Genomic DNA, 18,105 nt, shown 5'->3' with positions numbered 1-18,105 from the left:
CCCACGCGAGAGCAGCCATGATGAACGGCCTCTCATTTCCCTTCGAAAGCTACGGCGTCAGCCATACCGGCTGCGTGCGCAGCGTCAACGAGGACAACTATCTGGTCGAACCCGAAAGCGGCCTCTGGCTGGTCGCGGACGGCATGGGCGGGCATGATGCCGGCGAAGTGGCTTCGGCCAGCATCGTGCATCATCTTGCCACCATGGGCATCGCCAGCTCCGCCCCGGACCTGAGGGCGCGCTTCGAGGACAGACTGGCCCGTGCACATGCCGAGATCCGGCAGATCTCGGAGGCGCGCGGCATCACCATCGGCTCCACTGTGGCAGCCCTGCTCGCCATCGACGGCCGCTTTGCCTGCATGTGGTCCGGCGACAGCCGCGTCTACCTGGTCCGCCGCGGCGTCATCTCGCAGGTCTCCCGGGATCACACGGAGGTGCAGGAACTCCTTGACCAGGGCGTGATCACCGCCTCCGAGGCGCGGGTCTGGCCCAGGCGCAACGTCATCACGCGGGCCGTGGGGGTCAGCGACGACATCGTCCTCGACATCGAGCAGGGCGAGATCATCCCCGGCGACGTCTTCGTGCTCGGCACCGATGGGCTGACCGCCCATGTATCCGACGATGAGATCCGCGAAACGGTCGCGGCGGCCGCCCCGGAGCAGGCCTGCCAGGTTCTTCTCCAGACAGTGCTCGCGCGCGGCGGCACCGACAACGTGACCATTGTCGTCGTGCGTATGCTCGACGGTTCCGAACCGCATCGCCGGCGAGCAGGCATCTCCACCACCGGCAACGGCGGCATGCCATGAGCGTGGACGAGGAGAAGACGAAGCTGCTGCCCGCCGTGGCCAACGCCACCGTCGGTACCCAGCTCAGCGGCATCTACGAACTCGACGAACGCATCGCCTTCGGCGGAATGGGCGAAGTCTACCGCGGCCACAACATCCAGACTGGCGACCCGGTCGCCATTAAGATCGTCCTGCCGGAACTGGCGCGCGACCTCACCATCCTCTCCCTCTTCAAGAAAGAGGCATCCGTCCTCAACCACCTCGCCCATGACGCCATCGTCCGTTACCACGTCTTCACCATCGACGCGGGCATCGGCCGCCCCTACCTCGCGATGGAGTTCGTCGACGGGGAGTCGCTCGTCGACCTGATGAAGCACGGCCCGATGTCGCCGGAGAACGTCCGTAAGCTTTGCGCACGGCTGGCGTCGGGGCTGAGCGCCGCGCACGAGGCGGGGATCGTGCACCGCGACCTGTCGCCCGACAACATCATCCTGCCGGGCGGCAAGGTCGAGCGCGCCAAGATCATCGATTTCGGCATCGCCCGGTCAGCTACGGTCGGCGGAGAGACCCTGATCGGCGGCAAGTTCGCGGGCAAGTACAACTACGTGTCGCCTGAGCAGCTCGGTCTATTTGGCGGCGAGATCACCGAACAGTCCGACATCTACAGCCTCGGCCTCGTGCTTGTGGCCGCGCTGCGGGCCGAGCCGATCAACATGGGCGGCACGCAGGTGGAAATCGTCGAAAAGCGGCGCGAGATGCCCGATCTCTCGGAGATCGACGCCAGCATTCGTCCGATCCTCGAAGCGATGCTGCAGCCCGACCCCAAGGCGCGCCCCGCCGACATGGCGGCAGTCGTAGAAATGGCGCAGCAGGCCGGCCAAGCGAAGCAGGCGACCACGAGCGTCGCTCCCTCGGGAGCCGCGACTGCCGTTCCCCCGCCCCCGGACACCATCGAGCAGGCCGCCCCGGTTGCCGTCCCCCTCTGGGAGGGCGCGCCGAACGTGGCAGGCGAAGCAGCCACGGATGCCGCCCGGATGGAGTCGACGTCGCCGCCCGCTCGCGATACCGGCGCCGCACGGGATGCTGGCGCGTCCGAAAACCCCGACTTCGTGCCTCATGTGCGGCCCGCCTATCTCGACGCAGGGCAGCAAAGCGTCCCACCCGCGGAACAGGTGCGCGCGACCTCGCGTCCCGGCCGAAGGCTGCCGGGCTACGTCGCGGCCGCCGCCCTCCTCGCGATCGCGGCAGGCGGAACCGCATATTTGGGCGGGCTCTTCGGACCGGCGGACGCTCCGCCGCAAGCCTCCTCCACGCCTCCTCCCGCCGGCGCGATCCTCACGCCTGCGGCTCAGGAGCCGGAAGCGGCCTCGAAGCCAGCTCCACATGAAAGCGGACAGCGGGGGCAGCCGGGCGGGAGCGATGCGGACAAGCAGGCGGCCGTCGCGCCGGCGGTCCAGCCGTCGCCGCAAGTCGAGCCCCCACCGCAGGAAACGGCCGCCTCGCCCGCCCCAAATGCGCAGACCGAGCCGGAACCGGTCGCAGCGCCCGCGCCTGCGCCAGCACTAGAGGCCCCCTTGCCGCCGCCTGCCGACAAACAACCCGCCTCTGCTGGGCCGTCTCCCGAACAGGAGGCCGCACCGCCCGAGGTTGACACTGCGCAGCTGCAGCCGCCCGAGAAACCTAAGGCGGCCGAAGCCATCGACGGCGTCGCAGAGCGGATAGCCTGGCTGCGCGGCTACACCGGCGGCGAATGCTTCTACGCCACGGCCATGTCCGCCACAGACAAGGCGATAGAGATCGAGGGGTTCGGAACCGATGTCGAGCCCTTCATGGAGCTGCTCGCCGCGTTTCAGGAGAGATTCAACATCGAGCCGGAAGTGGGCGTGCGGTTGATAGAGCCCGCACAGTGCGTGGTCACCGAGTTTCTGCGCGAACTTCCGGCGTCCAAACAGATGCCCAGCCTTACGCTCGACCGTACCTCCGTTCCGAACGGTACGCCGGTGAGCGGCAGGCTGACGGGCGTTGACGGCCGCAGGACCGATTTGATCCTCGTCGATCACAAGGGCATGGCGTTCAACCTCAACAGCCGGCTGGCGGCCGAGGGAAATGGAGCCGCTTTCAGCATTCCCATCGGACTGAGCGCGGCCGACCAAGCCGCGAAAAAGGTCGTGCCCCAGATGATCGTAGCACTATCCAGCGCCTCGGGAATCAAGGCTGCGGAGTTCTCGACGCCGACGCCCGCGACCGAATTGTTCCCGAAGATACTGGCGGAGATGGAAGGTCCGGGCACTGAAGCCGCCGCAACCGCCAAATACTTCCGCCTCGGCGGATAGCTTTGACTACCGGATGGTGAAGGCGGCGATGCCCACCTCCACATCACTGCGCGCCGCAGCGATCTCGCGCTCCAGTGCGGCGAAGTAGGCAGCGGCGTTTTCGCCCTCATGCGCCTGGACACTGCCCAGCGGAACGTCGCTGGCGATGGCCACGAGCAGTTGAACGGTGGCGACCGGGCCGCCGGTCAGGGTGAACGCCGAGCGAAAACCTATCGTGGCCGGACCGAGCAGGGAGAGGCCGTCGACTTCCTGCACTTTCCCTTCATCGTCAACGACCATCAGGTAAAGGCGCTTGCGGCGCAGGTTGCGGACGACGCCCGAAAGCTCGGCGCCGCTGGCGATCGCGGCCATGTCGGGGCGGATCGACAATTGCGCGACGTGATCCCGGGAAACGCTGCGCGCAAAGGAGAGCGCATCGCATTGGACCGAAGTCACCCTGTGCTGCCTGGCCGTCACTTCGGCCGTGGAGACGGCCGTCAGTTCGCGGTCGAGCCTCGCCAGCGTCTCCGGGGCGGCGGCATATCCGTCGACCTCGATGCCGTCGCCCGCCAAGCCTGCGAGCGCCAGGAAGCAGGTCTGCACAGGCTGATCGCCGATAATCTGCATGACCAGTTCCATTGGATCGGTCGGCGGCTGCACGACGATCACCGGAGCGGACGGACGCACAGGCACGAGCGCCACGTCGGCGTTTCTTGGCGCGGGCGCTGCCCCCTCGATCCTGTGCCTGTCGGTATCAGGCGTCGCGGGCGCGATCGCAGGCGACGTGAGAGATCCAACGGCTTCCACCGTCTCCGACACGGTTTTCGGACTTTCGAACGCGGTTGCAGCCGTTTGGCTACCCGTCACGGAAGCGGTAACCTTGGCAAAGCCGGTCCGGTCTTGCGAAATTGGCGACTGCGTTGCTTCCGCGACGGGAGCCGCGATCTCGTTTGCTCCGCCAGCTTCCGGCAGCGGTACGACGACCAGAGGGAGATCGCCCACATCACCTGGCTCGATCGGGCTGGAGCTGATCGCCGCCGGTTCGGCCATGCGGCCGGTGACGACAGCCTTCGGGAGCTCGCCAAGCACTGATGCCGTTTCCGCTGCGGGCGCAGGCCTCATGATGGCCGCGGCTGCGATGCGGTCAGCGTCTGCCGGCGCCAATGTCTCGCCGTCGTTCGGCAGGCTTGCAGCGACGGTGCGCCTCGTCTCGTCCATCCGCACGGCGGGATCGGAGGCTGCAGGAGCCGGGAGGGCAATCTCGGTTGTCCCGGAGGCGTCCAGACCCGCCACCGCTTCGGCGCGCGCGGCAGACGATGCGGTCAGGGAATCCCGCAACGACTTCACCGTGTCGGCAGGATCGCGAACCGCCTCGATCTCCTGCGACGCTGCAATCGCCGAAGGCTCCGCAGCGACGGACGCGGCCGCCGCAGGAGCAACGACGCGGCCGCCCACCGCTTCGGGCACGTCCTGCTGCAGCGGCTGCACGGTGACGAATGTCACCGGCTGCTCCCGGCTTTCGAGCCGCGGCGTCAATCCGAGGGCAACGGCGATCGCCCCATGCAAGGCGATCGAGATCCCGAATGCGCCTGCCCAGAGCGGCAGATCGGACCGCGCGTTCATGGCCGGGACGCCGTCTCCGGCCGATCCCGCAAGGTGACCAGCCGCACAGGCCTGCCGCTCGCTTGCGCCCGGGCCAGCACGGCCATCAGCGCATCCGCCATCATCGTCCGCTCGGCGAGGACGTTCACAAACATGCCTTCGGGAATAGCTTTCACGGCGCCGGGCACCTCTTCGAGGGAGAGCGGCGCACCATCCAGATAGATCTGGCCGTCGGCAGTCGCCAGCAACAGCGGCCGTGGCAGCTTTTCCAGCGGCAGGTCCCTGGTGAAGGGAATGTCGGCCTCAAGCTCGTTCTGTTTGATGAGGCTACCGGTCGCCAGATAGAACAGCAGCAGCAGGAACACGATATTGATGACCGTCAGCGAAAAGTCCGGGCGCGTCTTCCTGGGTCTGGCCGGGATGTAGCTCATGGGCGGCTCCGGCCCGCGGCCACCAGCGTGACATCCTTCGCCTCGGCTGCCTTCAGCAGTTCCAGCACCGTCACGATGTCCTGCACGTTGGCGGAGGCGCTGGGCACGACCACGAACGCGGCGACGCCCTCGAGCACGAAGCGCTCGGCTGCCGCCTGCAGTTCGGCGAGCACGACATCCTCGCCCCCGATCCGCACCGATCCGTGCGAAACGCGTATGGCCAGCGGAGCCGCCGCAGCTGCGTTTGCGGCTTCGTCCGGGGCAGCGCCGGACGCCTGCCCCACACCGCCGACCTGCACCAGCGAATAGGGCGAGATCTGCGACGACAGCATGAAGAAGATCAGCAGCAGGAACATCACGTCGATCAGGGGCGTCAGCGCGAAGAACACGCGGCGCTGTCGCTGTCTCCAGCCGATCAGAGGCGCTGAGGGGGTCGCCGCGGTCATGTCCCCGCCGGCGCAGCCGCGACGTCGGGTTGCCACGCCGCCGCTTCGCTTCTGTGCGTGGCGTCGCCTGCGGAACTGAAAAGCACGGCCCCGATCGCCGCCTCCATCGTGGAACGCTCCTCCTCCACACGGGAATCGAACCAGACCGACACGAAGTAGAAGGGGATCGCGACAGCCAGCCCGGCCGCCGTGGTGAGCAGCGCAGCCCAGATCCCGGTGGCGAGCGCGGCAGGGTCGATGGCGCCGCCCGCCGCCGACAGTTCGCCAAACGCCACGATCATGCCGATGACCGTGCCGAGCAGGCCCATCATGGGCGCAGCCTGGACCACAGATTCCAGGATACGGAGATGCCGCGACATCGACGTGAGTTCGTCGAGGGCTGCCTGTGCCGCCAATTCCTTGGCGCGGTCGCGATCGTCCGGATAGCGCAGCAGCGAGGCCATGGCGGCGATTACCGTCGCCGAGGTCGGCGAAACCTCGGAGCGCGCGGTCTCGAGGGCGCGGACCCGATCCCCGGCCGCCCAGATGGAGACCGCGGTCCTCGCGAAGCGCGACCGGCCGACCCCCATGCGCCTGAACTGCAGGATCTTGAAGATGGTCACTGCCGTTGCGGCGATCGAGACTGCGAAGAGTGCGACCAGCATCGGTCCGCCGGCGGACCGCATCTGCGCCATCAGCACCTCGAGCATCCCCTGGCCCTCCGCTAGAGGCCGAAGGCGATCGACGTTCGCGTCGTCGTCTTCAACGCATCCATGCACAAGGTCGAGTTCTGGCCCTCGACCATGCATTCCGTCATATCGTTGATCAGCAGGCGCGAGATCTTCGAGCACTCGCGGTTGGCGAGATCGAACTGGACGACCTTGGTCTTGTTGACCGGGAAAGCGCCGAACTGGAATACCAGCGACTGCGAGACTTTGCCGGCCGCATCGAAGGTGAACACGTCGTAGGACGCTTTCTGCAACGGCTTGCCGGTCGAATTCATCGCCACGTAGACGAGCCGGCAACCGCCGTTGACGTCCTGGGCGTCGTTGAGCTCGATGGTAAAGGCGGTCTGCTGCGCGCCGGCAGCGGCCGATGCGGCGGTGAAGAACAGGGCCGCATAGGCAGGAAGCGTCTTTCCACACGCCATCGGCACTTCTCCTCGAACGAAGATCGTTGCGACAAGACGGAACGGCACCTTGCAGCTTAGCGCGTCGCGCCCGCGATGGAACAGCGAATTTCGGAAGGTGCGTCCTGCTCCGGTCGGGAATGGCGTCACGGGGCGATCACCGCGCCCCGCCGGCCGCCGCAAGCGCGGCCCCCTTTGCACTTCGCCAATGCTGCCCGATAATGCAGCCTGACGGTGCAGCACGGGATCGCCGGAACGGGGCGGTGTTCGATGGCCGATTCGTTGAGTGAGGGCTGGGTCGGAAGGGGTCTCGCGCTGCGTGCGCTTGGCATCGGCGTCGGATTCCTGGCCCTCGTCGCCGGCTCTCCAAGCCCCGCGCACGCCGAATTCACCGTCTGCAACCAGACGCTCGACGTGGTCAATCTCGCCGTTGGCCAGGAGGTGGATGCGGCCTTCCAGACCGACGGGTGGTGGACGATCGGCGCCAACCAGTGCGTCAACGTCATCCGCGAGGAGCTCGTCAACCGCTACATCTACGTCTATGCGACCGACGTCTTCGGCCAGCCGATCCTCAGCGGCTCGACCGAGATGTGCGTCGAGAAACGCCGCTTCACCATCCGTGGGATCGAGGAATGCTGGCAGCGCGGCCACATAGCGGCTGCCTTTTATGAAGTGGATACGCTGGAACAGGTTCGCTGGACCTTCTTCCTGACCGGGCGCGGCACATGACCCACAGCCTGGACGCCAGCTTCCGGATGAGGAAGGAGGCGCTGGCTTCCCGCAGAAGGCGAGCCAGGTGGCGAATGGTGGCGGCCGGGTTCGGCCTGCTTGCCGTCCTCGGCCTGGCTGTCGCCGCTTACGTCACCGCCGACCGCTGGTCGTTCGGAACCTATGAGGGCGACCTGGAGCCGGTGGCCGACCTGGAGGACATCCCGGAAGATGCAGCGGTCTTCGTCCCGGCGATCGTCGACCTCCCAGGCGACCCCATGCTGATCAGCCTGTCGCGTGACGCCGCAGCGCCCAAGGTGCGTTCCGCGCCACGGCCTGCCGACCTGCTCGAGCCGGGGATCTCGCCGCAGATCGACGTCCTTTCCGACACCATGCTGAGCTCCAGCGAACGCTTCATGACGACGATACCGTCCAGTCAGGAGGATTTTGCATTCTTCCAGGCGCAGCGGACAGCCGCAGCGGCGGGTCCCTTGGCTCTCCCCGACATGACCTCGCCCACGGCTGCGCCGGCCGAGAGCAGCGCACCCGACGGTCCGGTCGCGCCGGTGGCGGCAGCGGCCCCGGCCGACGCTGCCGCCGGCTGGGGCGAGACAGTTGGCGAGGGTGAAGCGGCGCTTCCCGAGTTCAAGAAGACCGAGATCGAGAACATCACCAGCGTCGCCATCGTCACGCCGGAGACCGAGCGGTTCGAGGCGACGGAAGACGTTTTCGTGAAGGTGCTGTCGTCGCGCAGCCTCGACAGCGTGGTTCTCGAGCACCATTTCCGCTCCGACGACGCCAGAAAGGCCGGCGAGGCGCTGAAATCCCTGTTCTCCCGGGAGAACCTGGAGCCCGGATTCGTGGTGGCTCTGCGCGGCCTGCGCGCTGCCCGCCAGACGCCCGCCATGACGCTCATGCAGGTGTCGATCTACGCCAACGATACTTTCGTCGGCACGCTGGCCCGCGACGTCAAAGGCGAGTTCGTCATCGGCGCCGATCCCTGGGTGCGCGACGACCTGTTCAACTATTCCGGCGAGCCTGACGTCGGCGCGCACAAGCGCCAGTACCGGTTGCTCGACGCCATCTACTCGACGGCGGCGCGCAACAACGTGCCGACCGGGGTGATCGGCGAAGCCATCATGTATCTCTCCCGCGGCCAGGATCTGAACGCCTTCGCCACCCACGAAGACCAGCTCGTGCTCGTCTACTCCGACACGGCGAGGGGCGAGGACGGCAGCGCCGGACGGGTGCTCTACGTCGCGGTGCTTGGCGGCGCGCGCAACATGGAGTGCTTCGTCTATCGCCAGACGAACGGCGAGTTCGCCTGCGTGACCGGCGACGACCTGGTCCATTCGCTCACCGTCACCAACGGCATGGTCACTCCGGTCAACGGCGTCATGACATCCACCTTCGGCCCCCGCCGGCATCCCATCCTCAAGACCGTCCGCATCCACAAGGGCGTCGACTGGGCAGCCCCGGTCGGCACTCCGATCCATGCCGCCTTCGACGGCGAGATCGTTTTCCAGGGCGACGGCGGCGAGTACGGAAATCTCGTGCGGATCTCACATACGGGCGGACGCGAGACCCGCTACGCGCACATGTCGCGCTTCGCCATCGCGGCGGGCGTGGGAACCGCGGTGAAGGCCGGCGACGTGATCGGCTACATCGGCACCACCGGGCTTTCGACGGGCCCGCACCTGCACTTCGAGCTCTACCAGGGAGAGACCGCAATGGATCCGCTGGGGTCGGTGGTCGTCGCCTCGACGGACGGCGGCGCAGTGGAGAAGCTGACCGATCGCATCATCCATGTCGAGAGCGGCGGCAGCGCCACCGCCAAGAACCCGCTGTCCAGCGCCACCGGCCTCGGCCAGTTCATCGATTCGACCTGGATCAGGATGATGGTCACCTACCGGCCGGATCTCGCACGCTCCATGTCGCGCGCCGACCTGCTCGCTTTGCGCTTCGACCCCACGATCTCGCGGGAGATGGTGCGTAACCTGGCGCGCGAAGGCGAGGCCTATCTGCGCGTGCGCAGACATGCGGTCACCGCCGGCCGGCTCTATCTCTGCCATTTCCTTGGCATGGAGGGCGCCGCCCAGATTCTCTCGGCGCCTGGCACCGCTCCCCTCGTCGAGGTGCTCGGCCAGTCGGTGATCAGCGCCAACCCCTTCCTGACGGGCAAGGACGCGGGCTACGTGATCGCCTGGGCAGAGCGCAAGATGAGCGGCCGCGCGCCACAGTCCGCACCAACGGTCGAGACGAAAGAGGTCCGCCAGACGTCGCCGGAGTTCGAGAAATACAAGACCGCGCTGACCGCGTTCGTGAAATCCGTCACCGCCGGGACCTGAGCTGCACGCCCCTTGTCTACGCGACCTCGTAGGTGAATTTTCCGTCCGCCACATCCACTTTCGCGCTGGCGATCTCCTGCTTCTCCAGCGACCGGTTGAGGAAGTGGCGCGACAGTTCGGGCAGCAGCGTGTTGGTGACGATGTTGTCGATCATGCGCCCGCCTGAATCGGGATCCTTGCACTGGGCAACTATGTGGTCGACCACCGCGTCCGTATAGCCGAACGCTGCGCCGTGGTTCTCCGCAATGCGCTTCTTGATCCGGTCGAGCTGCAACCGGGCGATGCCGCCCAGCATCTCCGACGACAGCGGGAAATACGGGATGGTGACCATCCGTCCCAGCAGGGCCAGCGGAAACACCTGGGTCAGATAAGGCTTCAGCGCCGTGTTGAGCGTCTCGGGGTCCACCTCGGTCCTGCCCTCGTCCGCCATCTTCATGATGACCTCGGTGCCGACGTTGGAGGTCAGGATGATGAGCGTGTTCCGGAAGTCGATGCGGCGTCCGGTGCCGTCCTCCATCTGGCCCTTGTCGAAGACCTGGAAAAACAGCTCGTGGACGTCGGGATGCGCCTTTTCGACCTCGTCGAGGAGCACCACGCTGTAGGGCTTGCGCCGCACGGCCTCGGTCAGCCGCCCGCCTTCGCCGTAACCGACATAGCCGGGCGGCGCGCCCTTCAGCCCCGAAACGGTATGCGCCTCCTGGAACTCGCTCATGTTGATGGTGATCATGTTCTGCTCGCCGCCATAGAGCGATTCCGCCAGCGCCAGCGCCGTCTCGGTCTTGCCGACGCCTGAGGGGCCGCACAGCATGAATACGCCGATCGGCTTGTTCGGGTTGTCGAGCTTGGCGCGGTTGGTCTCGATGCGCTTGGCGATCATCCTCAATCCGTGCGACTGGCCGACGACGCGCCGCCCCATGATGTCGGCAAGCTGCAGCACCGTCTGCGCCTCGTCCTTGACCATGCGGCCCACAGGAATGCCGGTCCAGGCGGAGACGACGGCGGCCACCGCCTGCTCGTCGACATGCGGATAGATCATCCGCGTCTCGGGGTTCATTTCGCCGAGATTGGCCAGTCTGGATTTCAGGTCGCCTCGCGCACTCTCTAGATCGGCGGTCGCATTCGCGCCGCTCGAAGCATCTCCGCCCTCTCCTGCGGGTGCAGCGTCCGGCGGCCCGGCGCCGTTGCGGGCAGAAGCGATCTTGGCCCGCAATGCGCCGACCTCGTCCACGATGGCCTTTTCCCTGGCGTACTCGGTTTCCCGCGCGGCAAGCTTCTCCTTCGTCTCGGCGATGGACGCACTGAGCTCGGCGATCCGCTCGTCATCGGCGACGCCCAGTTCCTCTTCCCGCTCCTGCGCCGAGAATTCTTTCTCCAGAGCCTCGATCGCCGCTTTCAGATCGGCGATCGCCGCAGGCGTCGTCGACTGGCTGATGGCGACGCGGGCGCAGGCCGTGTCGAGCAGACTCACCGCCTTGTCGGGCAACTGGCGGGAAGGAATGTAGCGCGCGGAGAGCGCGACCGCCGCGACCACGGCCTCGTCGGAGATGCGCACGCCGTGGTGCTTTTCCATCGGCTCCAGGATGCCGCGCAGCATGGTGACGCATTTTTCGATCGACGGCTCATCGACGTTGACCGGCTGGAAGCGCCGGGTCAGCGCCGGATCCTTCTCGAAATACTGCCGGTATTCCGCCCAGGTCGTCGCCCCGATCGTCCGCAGCGTACCGCGCGCAAGCGCCGGCTTCAGCAGGTTGGCGGCGTCGCCGGTCCCCTGCGCCCCGCCCGCCCCGATCAGGGTATGCGCCTCGTCGATGAAAAGGATGATCGGCGTCGGCGACGCCTGCACCTCGTCGATGACGGAACGCAGCCGCTGCTCGAACTCGCCCTTCATCGAGGCGCCGGCCTGCATCAGGCCGATGTCGAGCGCACAGAGGCGCACGCCTCCCAGTTGCGGCGGTACGTCGCCGGTCGCCAGACGTTGGGCAAACCCTTCCACCACCGCCGTCTTGCCCACGCCGGCCTCTCCGGTGAGGATCGGGTTGTTCTGGCGGCGGCGCATCAGCACGTCGATGATCTGCCTTATCTCGTCGTCGCGACCGACGACCGGGTCCATCTTCCCCGAGGCAGCGGCCGCCGTCATGTCGACGGAGAAGCGGTCGAGCGCCGTCGTGCCGCGCGGAGACTTGCCGTCGGACGTGGGCGCAGCCGGCCCGGCCGCGAGCCCTGCGCCGTCCATCGGCCGCTGATTCTCCTCGTCCGACTGCCCCCATAGCCGGCGCGGCTCTGCCGCAATCCGGTCGGCGTCCAGAGCGCTCAGCGGCTTGGACAGTTGCTGCAGCGCGCGCCGCAGTTCCGGGGCCTTCAGCGCAGCGACGAGAATGTGCCCGGTACGGATCTGCGTCTCGCCGAAGAACAGCGTCGCGTAATGCCAGCCGCGGTCGAGGCAGTCGGTGATCTGGTTCGAGATCCCCGGCATTTCGGTCTCGTTCTTCCGGAAGCCGTCGACGGTATCGGTCAGGTCCTTCAGCAGCCTGGCGCGGTCGATCTTGTAGTGATCGAGCGTCAGCGAAATGTCCGAGCGGTCGTTGGAAAGAATGTGGAGCAGCCAGTGGGCCAGCTCGACATTGCGGTTGCCCTGGCTTTTCGCGTGCCGGAGCGACCGCATGAAGGCGTCGTAGCCCACCCGATTGAGCTTGCCGGTTACCGTTTCGAGACTGATGTCGCTCACGACCCCGCTCCCGTTCCTGGTCTATCCGTCTTGCGCTGTTTGCCGGTTCCCGCTGCTGCTGCTGCTGCCCGCCTCCGCTCCATTGGGCTGAAGCGCGCGTCGGTGAAATACACCGTCTCGCCGTCGACGGGCCTCCTTGGAGAGATCCAGGACGTCCAGCCAAGCTCGCCCGACCTGCCAAGTTGCACCGCCGGCGCAAGGTCGGCCCTCAAGCCCAATTCTACGTCGAAATCCGACTGGTGCCCAAGGTAGAAAAAGACGAGATCGACTAGGTTTTCGAAGCGCTCCCCGGAAGGAAGAAACGTCCGGTACTGCTCGAGCGTCGTCGCTGCGATGCGGATGCGTATCTTGTCGTTGATGCTGTAGGCGCGCGTCCCGACGAAGCTGTCCCTGCCGAGCGTCGATCCTTGCGCGCCAAGCGCAGTCAGGTCGCCTCGCTCGAAGATCAGCCAGCTTCCAATGCGCTCGACGATGTCGACGTCGATTGCGCAGACGCCCTTGAGCAGGTGCTTTAGGCGCGTGGCGCTCTTGACCTGGGCGCCGATCAGCCCGGCGAACTGCACCTTGGCGATATCGTCGACCGTGTCCCGGCTGCGATAAGGCACGGTCCCGACGCCTGCCATCGAACCAAGATAGGCAAAGAACCGGTCGCCCGCCGGCCGATCGTAGTGGGCGATCGGACGGGCATCCGCCCAGGCGCGGAAGAAGAGCTGCTGAAAGCGGTTGGCGAAGATGTCCGCGAAGCGCGCAAAGGAGGGATCGTGCTGGGTGGACCAGTTGAATGCATCGATGGTCGTGCTGAGCGGCAGCGCGCCCTGCGGTCCGAAGAAGCCAAGGAACCGGGTCTTGACGTTGGGGATATCGTGGCGGCCAACCTCGTAGCCGTCGAGGTTGGAGTCAGGGAACGCCAGGAACGGGTCCTGACCCAGGGTGACCACGTCCTCCTCGGGGATCGTGCTCTGGCCGATCCGGGACTTGCCGGTAGTCGAGCGCTCGAGTTCCCGCAGGACCGCGAAGAAGTCGAAACGGAAGGGCTCGGCCTTCAGGTCGCTGCGGTAGCTCACAGCAATCTCCCGAGGCCAGAGCGCGGCGGCCAGCGCTTGACGATGCCGCGCTGCTGCGACTCGATCACCGTTTCGGTGAACGTGTTGATGGCCGAATACTCGGCGAAGAAGCGGTCGAGCACCGCGCCGAGCAGCATGATGCCGCTTCCCTCGAACGCCTTCTCGTCGAACAGGACGGTCACCTCGATGCCGCGCGCCGCATTGAAGCCGTTATCCTGCTTGATCCGGCGAACGATCGGGCGGGTCGAGATGCCCTGGATGCCGCGAATGCGTCGCTCGGTGACCACATCGGAGAGATCGGCGAAGAGCGCCAGAAGCTCCTTCAATCCGGCGGCTCTGTCCTGCGGATTGCGGTCGGTCAGTCCGAGATGATTGAGCGAGAGCAGGTTGACCAGCGTCCAAGCCACTTCGCCGGACGGCATGGCGCCCCGTTGTCGACGCTGCGACGTGACGATCGATTCGCGTGGTGGTGTCGGTCCGGCAACGCAGCGAAGCGGCAACGACGTGTCGTCCACCAGGAAGAAGTCGGCCCCGGACTCCCCGATCGGAAGATGCTCGGTCAGGTGGCGGTTCGAAACCAGCGCGCGGACGCTGAGTTCGTGGACGCGGCGTTCATCGTCGATCGTCGCTGGTTCGCGCAGCGAGATGAACGTCTCCGTCCCGACATAGGCGCTTCGCTGCCCGAAACGCCGCTCTTGGGCGGTCTCCCGCCGCTGGACGCGCCGTGCGGTATGGAAGATGGCGTTTTCCAGGGGCACGTTGCGCGACGGCAGACTGTAGAGCGGAAACACCGGGACCTTGTCCCGTTCACCGCTGTAGTGGGCGAATATCTCGACGATGCGGTGAACCTCGTACTCGAGCCAGCGGCTGCGGTCCGGCACTACCTGATGCTCGTGCTCGCGCCGCCGGACCGGCACACGGGCGCACTGCATCTCGAAGAGATTGGCCGCCGGCGCCGAATAGAGAGAAAAAAGCGCTGGATTGACCACCGACTGCAGTCTCGGCACCACGCTATCGAACTCAAACAGCAGCTCGAATGCCGGCGCCGAGACCGACGCCAATGTCTGCCGTAGCTTCTCCAGCCGAAAGCCGATGAACTTTTGGGGGAAGACGAAAAAGTCCCGTAGAAGCGCGAAGCCGGAAAACACCCTGTCGTCTCCGCCGAGCAGCGACTCCTCGGCCTCGAAGCCAATCTGGCGAAGCATCTCGGGCGGCGTCGCGACGAAGCGAGCGTCGCCGAACGTGTCGAGGTAGCGCAGCGTGATGCGCCGGCAGTTTGCGAAAAGCTGTTCGTAGAGTGCCGTCGTATCGACCGCAGAGCCAACGAGGTGGACGGGCAGCGTGTCGATCGCAAGTTGATTGACCGGTGCGCCTGGGTCGACAGCGCCGGGCTTGTTGTCCTCGATCTTCGCGGTCCGGCGACGGAATGCAAGACGAAGCCCGGCGACCGTGCCGGCCGACGTTTCCAGGCCAAGCGTCTGCAACGGGGCCGGCGTGGCGAAATACTGTGCGGCCTCCAGCTGCAGCGGCCACACCGTCAGCGGCGCAGCCAGGCGATAGCGGCATGAGACGCGCCTGTCGCGCTCGACATAGACGGCATCGAGGTACGAGCCGGCGGGGAATTTCCGCCCCTCCGCAAGGTTCTTGTCGTTGTACGGCGGCGCGGCTTCCGCCAGCAGCGCCGAGGGAATCGGCGCCAGGTAGTTCGGCACCAACTGGTCGAGAAGCGCGGAGGTGAATTCGGCGAACTCGCTTCTAAGTTTGAGCTGCACGCGCGCAGCCATAAAGGCACTGCCCTGGAACACGGCCTGAAGGCCCGGATCCATGGTGTTTTCCGTCAGGCCGCCCAGCCGGTCGGCGACGCCGGGAAACTCCTCGCCATACTCCTTCGCGTGTTCATAGAAGAACTTCAGTTCCTGCTCGAAGCTTTCAAGGAACTCGCGGTTCATGCTGTGTCTGGAAGTCGAGACAGGTTGATCTTGCCGGATCCGACATCAACCTCCGCGACGAACTCGACCGCAAGGTCCGCCGGCCGGCAGAACATCTCCACGGAGACGGTGAAGCGCACGCGCTGCTCGTCGTCCACCTTCTCGTCGCGTTCGATATGGATCGTCTCGGGATTGAGACGCGGCTCGAACTGGACGAGGGCCGTCCTGAGATCGTCCCTGATCAAGTTGACCCTCTCCTCCTCGCTGGTGAGCCTGCCGACATCGCTGAGCCCGTAATTGACGATGGACCTGCGCACATGGGCGTAATTTTCCAGGTCGACCGAGGAGCCCAGATCGATCGTGTTTAGCAGCGCCATCAAGTCGATCGCGAGGTCTCTCCTCAGCGCCCCCTCATCGCCCCGTCTCTGCGAGGAATGCCGGCCGGGAACGATGCGCTCGCCGCTTACGGTCTGGACAATCCTCTTCCTTGCGTCCCGCGCGGCGAACGCCTCGCGGAACGCGGACATGATCGGGGGACTGTATTCCGTGTTGAACGGTCGACGCATGAAGCGATCTCAGGCTGACTAGCGGGCCCGTCCGGCCTGGATCAGGTAATCTCGTATTTCTCCAGATCGATCGCGAAGACGCCCTCTTCCCCAAGCGTTCCGGTCTCGGTCTGCGGCAGATAAAGGAACTCAAACTTCTTGAATGAGAGCGTCCAGCTTTCGGTGGGATAATCGTGAGCGCCCTCGCCATCATTATTCCAGCTGTACCCGGCGAGCAGGACCTGACCGAGTTCGACCGTCAGGTACTTGTCCAGCTTAGTTCCGGTGGTCTTCAAGGACACGATTTCGACCTTGTCGAAATGCTCTCCCTTGCTCATCCTGTTCATCAGCTTGGTCGACGCGCTATCAAGCTTCTTGGAGATCGTTATCGGACTGATCTGCATGGCTCCGCCCGACAATCCGCCGCCTCTGAGCCCCGAATGCGCAGACGACCCGGATAGGCTGTACGGGCCGATGTCGATCCATTTTTCGTAGCCGGTTATCTTAGACTCGCCTTCAACTCCTTCGAACCTGATCACATTTGGCATGTCCTAATCCTCAGCCTTGGTTGAGTCGGAACGAGAACAATCCCACTGGTCACATGCGCTATTTTGCCTGCCCGGGCAGCTTTGAAACGAGGCTCAGCCCTATATCCATTCCCTCCAGCTGGAAGTGCGGCCGCAGGTAGAACTTCGCCGCGTAATATCCCGGGTTTTCCTCGTCTGCGAACACATCGATCTTTGCTGCAGCAAGGGGCTTCCTGGCCTTGACGGCCGGAGACGAGTTCTTCGGGTCTGAATCGACATACTTGTTGATCCATCCCTGCAGCCAGCGCTCGAGCTCCACTTTTTCCTTCGTCTCGCCGATCTGGTCGCGCACCATGCATTTGAGGTAATGCGCGAAGCGCGATACGGCGAACATGTACGGAATCCGGGCGGACAGGTTGTCGGAGGCCGTCGCTTCCTCCTTGTCGTATTTCTTCGGCCTGTAGACCGATTGTGCCCCGATAAACGCCGCCTTGTCCGTGTTCTTGCGGTGGATCAGCGGCAGCAGGCCGGACTTCGAAAGCTCCGCCTCGCGCCGGTCGCTGATGGCGATCTCGGTCGGACACTTGAGGTCGACGCCCCCTTCGTCGGTCGGGAACGTGTGTGTCGGCAGGTTGATCACCTCCCCGCCCGACTGCACGCCGCGAATGCGCACCGTCCAGCCATACTCCTTGAACGCGCGGTTGACGTTGGCGGCCATCGCGTAGGCGGCGTTCATCCAGGCATACTTTTCGCCCCTGTGGCCGTCGGTGTCCTCCTCGAAGGCGAACTCCTCGATTGGCTCGGACTTGGCGCCATATGGCTGGCGCGACAGCACGCGCGGCATGCACAGCCCGACATAGCGGGAGTTCTCGGAATCGCGCAGCGACTTCCAGGCCGCGTAATCCGGCGTCTCGAAGATCTTGCTCAGGTCGCGCGGGTTGGTGAGTTCGGTCCAGTTGTCCATGCCGAGAAGGGTCGGCGCCGCGCCGGCTATGAACGGGGCGTGCGCGGCGGCGGCGATCTTGCCCAGCGCCCTGAGCAGGCTGATGTCCACCGCCGAGTGGTCGAAGTGGTAGTCGCCCACCAGGCAGCCGAAAGGCTCGCCGCCGAGCTGCCCGTACTCGTACTCGTACACCGCCTTGAACAGAGGGCTCTGGTCCCATTTCGCGTCGGGATAGAGACGCAGGTCGCGATACAGCTCGTTCTTGGAGACGTTCATGACGCGAAGTTTCAGCGTCGCGTCGGTCTCGGAGTTGTAGACGAGATAGTGGAGGCCGCGCCACGCGCTTTCGAGCTTCTGGAATTCCTCCGCGTGAAGGATCTCGTTGACCTGGACCGTGAGCTTCTCGTCGAGCCGGGCGATCATCTCGTCGATCGTGTCGAGCACGTCTTCCCTGATCACGGTGGTATCCGCCAACGCCTGCTGGACAAGCGTGTTCACGGCGTTCTCGACCTCGGTCGCAGCGCGTTCGCTGCGCGGCTTGAAGCTCTGCTTCAGCAGGCCTGAAAACTCTTCCGCCTCCTGAAATGCCGTTGCAACCGGTGCATCTTCTCGCTGGACTTCGGTAGCCACTTT

Annotated in this window: 15 protein-coding genes; 4 read left to right on the top strand and 11 right to left on the bottom strand. The window is 65.4% G+C overall.

Going from position 1 to position 18,105, the window contains the following annotated elements:
• The first annotated feature begins 20 nt into the window (after window positions 1–20).
• Entirely contained in the window at window positions 21–806 is a 786-nt protein-coding gene (locus tag PD284_RS09250) for a PP2C family protein-serine/threonine phosphatase (protein WP_274630586.1), read from the top strand.
• Window positions 803–3,118, top strand: coding sequence for a serine/threonine-protein kinase (locus tag PD284_RS09245; RefSeq protein WP_274627913.1), 2,316 nt, complete (start codon window positions 803–805; stop codon window positions 3,116–3,118). Before PD284_RS09250 ends, PD284_RS09245 begins: the two co-directional genes overlap by 4 nt.
• 6 nt (window positions 3,119–3,124) lie before the next feature.
• Here PD284_RS09245 and PD284_RS09240 read toward each other — a convergent pair whose 3' ends face one another.
• Genes PD284_RS09240 through PD284_RS09220 form a run of 5 tightly spaced genes read right to left on the bottom strand, consistent with a single transcriptional unit; the run spans window position 3,125 to window position 6,705 of the window.
• Window positions 3,125–4,720 (bottom strand): hypothetical protein, encoded by a 1,596-nt coding sequence (locus PD284_RS09240; protein ID WP_274627912.1) that lies wholly within the window; start codon window positions 4,718–4,720, stop codon window positions 3,125–3,127.
• On the bottom strand, window positions 4,717–5,130 hold the full coding sequence (locus tag PD284_RS09235) for an ExbD/TolR family protein (RefSeq protein WP_274627911.1): 414 nt from the start codon (window positions 5,128–5,130) through the stop codon (window positions 4,717–4,719). The genes PD284_RS09240 and PD284_RS09235 overlap by 4 nt, the downstream gene beginning before the upstream one ends.
• On the bottom strand, window positions 5,127–5,576 hold the full coding sequence (locus tag PD284_RS09230) for an ExbD/TolR family protein (RefSeq protein WP_274627910.1): 450 nt from the start codon (window positions 5,574–5,576) through the stop codon (window positions 5,127–5,129). The genes PD284_RS09235 and PD284_RS09230 overlap by 4 nt, the downstream gene beginning before the upstream one ends.
• Complete coding sequence (locus tag PD284_RS09225; protein WP_274627909.1) at window positions 5,573–6,265, bottom strand: MotA/TolQ/ExbB proton channel family protein; 693 nt, start codon at window positions 6,263–6,265, stop codon at window positions 5,573–5,575. Before PD284_RS09225 ends, PD284_RS09230 begins: the two co-directional genes overlap by 4 nt.
• 14 nt (window positions 6,266–6,279) lie before the next feature.
• A complete protein-coding gene (locus tag PD284_RS09220; protein ID WP_274627908.1) occupies window positions 6,280–6,705 on the bottom strand; it encodes a hypothetical protein in 426 nt (141 codons plus the stop codon).
• A 249-nt stretch (window positions 6,706–6,954) separates the two neighbouring features.
• On the opposite strand from PD284_RS09220, the gene PD284_RS09215 reads away from it, so the two are divergent.
• Together PD284_RS09215 and PD284_RS09210 are read left to right on the top strand one after the other, a co-directional pair.
• Window positions 6,955–7,413 (top strand): DUF1036 domain-containing protein, encoded by a 459-nt coding sequence (locus PD284_RS09215; protein WP_274627907.1) that lies wholly within the window; start codon window positions 6,955–6,957, stop codon window positions 7,411–7,413.
• On the top strand, window positions 7,410–9,740 hold the full coding sequence (locus PD284_RS09210; RefSeq protein ID WP_274627906.1) for a M23 family metallopeptidase: 2,331 nt from the start codon (window positions 7,410–7,412) through the stop codon (window positions 9,738–9,740). Before PD284_RS09215 ends, PD284_RS09210 begins: the two co-directional genes overlap by 4 nt.
• Before the next feature lie 16 nt (window positions 9,741–9,756).
• Here the strand turns inward: PD284_RS09210 and tssH are convergent, their stop codons facing one another.
• Genes tssH through tssC form a run of 6 tightly spaced genes read right to left on the bottom strand, consistent with a single transcriptional unit; the run spans window position 9,757 to window position 18,102 of the window.
• Complete coding sequence (gene tssH / locus PD284_RS09205; RefSeq protein WP_274627905.1) at window positions 9,757–12,465, bottom strand: type VI secretion system ATPase TssH; 2,709 nt, start codon at window positions 12,463–12,465, stop codon at window positions 9,757–9,759.
• Entirely contained in the window at window positions 12,462–13,529 is a 1,068-nt protein-coding gene (gene tssG / locus PD284_RS09200; protein ID WP_274627904.1) for a type VI secretion system baseplate subunit TssG, read from the bottom strand. The genes tssH and tssG overlap by 4 nt, the downstream gene beginning before the upstream one ends.
• Window positions 13,526–15,478, bottom strand: a complete 1,953-nt coding sequence (tssF, locus tag PD284_RS09195) for a type VI secretion system baseplate subunit TssF (protein WP_274627903.1) — start codon at window positions 15,476–15,478, stop codon at window positions 13,526–13,528. Before tssF ends, tssG begins: the two co-directional genes overlap by 4 nt.
• Window positions 15,475–16,023, bottom strand: a complete 549-nt coding sequence (gene tssE, locus PD284_RS09190; protein WP_274627902.1) for a type VI secretion system baseplate subunit TssE — start codon at window positions 16,021–16,023, stop codon at window positions 15,475–15,477. Before tssE ends, tssF begins: the two co-directional genes overlap by 4 nt.
• A gap of 41 nt (window positions 16,024–16,064) precedes the next feature.
• Window positions 16,065–16,550, bottom strand: coding sequence for an Hcp family type VI secretion system effector (locus PD284_RS09185; protein WP_274627901.1), 486 nt, complete (start codon window positions 16,548–16,550; stop codon window positions 16,065–16,067).
• A 58-nt stretch (window positions 16,551–16,608) separates the two neighbouring features.
• Window positions 16,609–18,102, bottom strand: a complete 1,494-nt coding sequence (gene tssC, locus PD284_RS09180) for a type VI secretion system contractile sheath large subunit (RefSeq protein ID WP_274627900.1) — start codon at window positions 18,100–18,102, stop codon at window positions 16,609–16,611.
• Between the last annotated feature and the right edge of the window lie 3 nt (window positions 18,103–18,105).

This window comes from Mesorhizobium shangrilense (assembly GCF_028826155.1).
Classification (GTDB): Bacteria; Pseudomonadota; Alphaproteobacteria; order Rhizobiales; family Rhizobiaceae; genus Arvimicrobium; species Arvimicrobium flavum.
Note: the sequence above shows the minus strand (reverse complement) of the source record. Positions and strands in the feature narration are given on the sequence as shown.